At 57.1% G+C, this 2,905-nt stretch carries 5 protein-coding genes; all 5 read right to left on the bottom strand.

Features of this window, described 5'->3' with window-relative positions; genetic code table 11:
- Positions 1–27: 27 nt before the first annotated feature.
- Entirely contained in the window at positions 28–333 is a 306-nt protein-coding gene (nuoK, locus tag ACIQ0Q_RS08630) for an NADH-quinone oxidoreductase subunit NuoK (RefSeq protein WP_395772532.1), read from the bottom strand.
- Entirely contained in the window at positions 330–962 is a 633-nt protein-coding gene (locus ACIQ0Q_RS08635; protein WP_395772533.1) for an NADH-quinone oxidoreductase subunit J, read from the bottom strand. The genes nuoK and ACIQ0Q_RS08635 overlap by 4 nt, the downstream gene beginning before the upstream one ends.
- 11 nt (positions 963–973) lie before the next feature.
- Positions 974–1,462, bottom strand: a complete 489-nt coding sequence (gene nuoI / locus ACIQ0Q_RS08640) for an NADH-quinone oxidoreductase subunit NuoI (protein ID WP_395772534.1) — start codon at positions 1,460–1,462, stop codon at positions 974–976.
- A gap of 7 nt (positions 1,463–1,469) precedes the next feature.
- Positions 1,470–2,498: an NADH-quinone oxidoreductase subunit NuoH gene (nuoH, locus tag ACIQ0Q_RS08645; protein WP_395772536.1), complete on the bottom strand. Its 1,029-nt coding sequence runs from the start codon at positions 2,496–2,498 to the stop codon at positions 1,470–1,472.
- A gap of 56 nt (positions 2,499–2,554) precedes the next feature.
- Positions 2,555–2,905 (bottom strand): molybdopterin dinucleotide binding domain-containing protein (locus ACIQ0Q_RS08650; protein ID WP_395772535.1); only part of this gene is annotated, 351 nt, incomplete at its 5' end.

Raw genomic sequence — 2,905 nt, forward strand, 5'->3', positions numbered from 1 at the left:
AGCTGAGTGGGTTCAGTCAACATCGCATCAACCTTTCAGAGAATCCAATTCGGCCACATTGATGGTGCGGCGGTTGCGGAATAGTGTGACCAGAATGGCCAGACCGATGGCGGCTTCGGCTGCGGCCACGGTCAGAATGAAAAATACGAACACCTGGCCGTCGACATTTCCGAGAAACCGCGAAAATGCAACGAAATTGACGTTGACCGAGAGCAGCATGAGCTCGATGCACATCAGCAGAAGAATGACATTCTTTCGATTGATGATGATGCCGGCAATGCTTAGGCTGAAAAGGGCCGCGGCGAAAATGAGGTAATGTTCGAGCGTAATCATTTGACCTCCGGTGCGCCGTCGTCGGACTTAGCAATGGCCGCCATCTTAACCAGGCGCACACGGTCATCGCGACGCACCAGCACCTGTTCCGACGGATTCTGGGTCTTGGTGCCCGTGCGACGGCGCAGGGTCAGCAGTACCGCCACCACTATCGCCACGGTGAGGATGACTGCCGCGGTTTCGAACGGCAGCATATAGCGTGTGAACAGGGCCTGTGCAATCCAGTGCAGATTGCTGGCATGCAATGCAAGTGCCGGGTCCGCCACCGGCATGACCTGGGCGGGAACACTGCCCACGCCGAGAAGCAGCAGAATTTCGGCGAACATTACCGCGGCGACCGCGATGGCGACCGGAAAATGCTTGATGAAGACTTCACGTTGCGGAGCGGTATGGACATCCAACATCATCACCACGAACAGGAATAGGATCATCACCGCACCGATATAGACCAGCACCAGAACGATACCGAGGAATTCAGCCTGCAGCAGCAGCCAAAGACAGGCGGTGGAGAAAAAGGTCAGCACTAGACTCAGCACCGAATGCACCGGGTTTCGGAAACTGATCACCGCGACTGCGGACGACAGAGCTACGGCGGCAAGCAGGTAAAACGCAATCATTTCGAAATTCAAGCACCCTCTCCTTATCGGTAGGCCGCGTCTGCCTGACGGCGTTCGGCGATTTCCGCTTCGAAACGGTCGCCGATGGCGAGCAGCTGCGGCTTGGTCACGATGTTCTCGCCACGGTTTTCGAAGTGGTATTCATGGATATGGGTCTCGACGATGGAATCGACCGGGCAGCTTTCTTCGCAGAATCCGCAGAAGATGCATTTGAACAGATCGATGTCGTAACGGGTCGTGCGGCGCTGTCCATCTTCACGCGGGGCGGAATCAATGGTGATGGCGAGTGCCGGACACACCGCTTCGCAGAGCTTGCAAGCGATGCAGCGCTCTTCTCCGTTCGGGTAACGACGCAGCGCATGCAGCCCGCGGAAACGAATGGACTGCGGAAATTTCTCGAAGGGGTAATTGATGTTGTACTTCGGCTTGAACATGTAGGTCAATGTCAGCCAGAGCCCTTGTAGGAACTCGACCAACATCAGGCTTTTCAAGTAATTGAATAGTCGGATCATGATGGCCTCAAGCTCCCAGGACAAACCAGTTATTGTAGGCCGCAACCGCCGCCACGAAAATCCAGGCAATGGTGATCGGAATGAATATTTTCCAGCCCAGGCGCATGATCTGGTCGTAGCGGTAGCGCGGGAAGCTGGCACGGAACCAAACGAAGCAGAACGCGAAAAACAGGGCTTTCAAGAACAGCCAATGGCTGCCGGGTGCAGCGAGCATGCCGGCGACGCCTTCGGTACCAAGCCATCCCTGGAAAGGCGACAGCCAGCCACCCAGAAACAGCAAGGCAGTCAGGAAGCTGATCAGAATCATGTTGGCGTATTCAGCCAGGAAGAAAATAGCGAAAGCGGAACCGGAATACTCGACATGGAACCCGGCGACGATTTCCGACTCGCCCTCGGCGACGTCGAACGGTGCGCGGTTGGTTTCGGCGGTTCCGGAAATAAAATACACGAGGAATAAGGGGAATAACGGAATGAAGAACCATTCCAGGAATCCGCTGTTGCCAGCTTGAGCATTGACGATTTCCGTCAGATTCATACTGCCGGCAGCGACCAGCACGCCGACCAGGGCAAAACCCATAGCGATTTCGTAGCTGATGACCTGCGAGGCGGCGCGCAATGCTCCCATGACCGCATATTTCGAGTTGGAAGCCCAGCCACCGAGGATGATGCCGTAAACGCCCATCGACGTCAGCGCAAGCAGCATGAGGACGCCGGCATTGATGTCGGACAGCACTAACGGTCCGGTGTCATTTTCACCGAACGGAATCAGGGACCAGGCCGCCAGAGCAGGCGCCAGAGCAATCAATGGTGCGAGACGGTAGAGGAACGGACTGGCCTTGTCGGGCGTGATCAGTTCCTTGAACAGCATCTTGAATACATCGGCGAAGGCCTGAATGACGCCGATACCGAATACACCGCCGACGTACTGCGGCCCCTGGCGCACATGCATCCAACCGATGATCTTACGCTCGAACAGGGTATAGAACGCCACGGCAATAATGACCGGGAGCATGATCACCAGGATCTTGACCAGCATCCAAGCCAGGCCGCCGAGGAGGCCGAACTGCAGGAAGAATTCACGGATGAGATCGATCACAGGGCAGCCCCCACGATGGTCAGGGAAGCCGTCTGCGATAGCGGTGCGGTGGCGGGATGATTCGTTTCGATCCAGACGCAGGACTCCGGAATCATACAGCTCAGCACCACCGGCAACGTGGCACTGCCGGTGCCGTCACCGACCTTGGCAATCTGGCCTTCCTGCAGACCAGCCTTGGCGGCGGCTGCGGGATGCATGACTAGACGCGGGCCGGTGTTCAGCGGATGGGCCTGCAGGGAGGCGGCACGACGCGTCACGGCATCACCGCGGTAAATCGGACTGGTGCTGATGCGCTCGAAACCATCGGATACGGCATGCTTCGGTGAAAGGCCGACGCCGAAAGCTAC

This window comes from Arenimonas sp. (assembly GCF_044348765.1).
Taxonomy (GTDB): Bacteria; Pseudomonadota; Gammaproteobacteria; order Xanthomonadales; family Xanthomonadaceae; genus Arenimonas.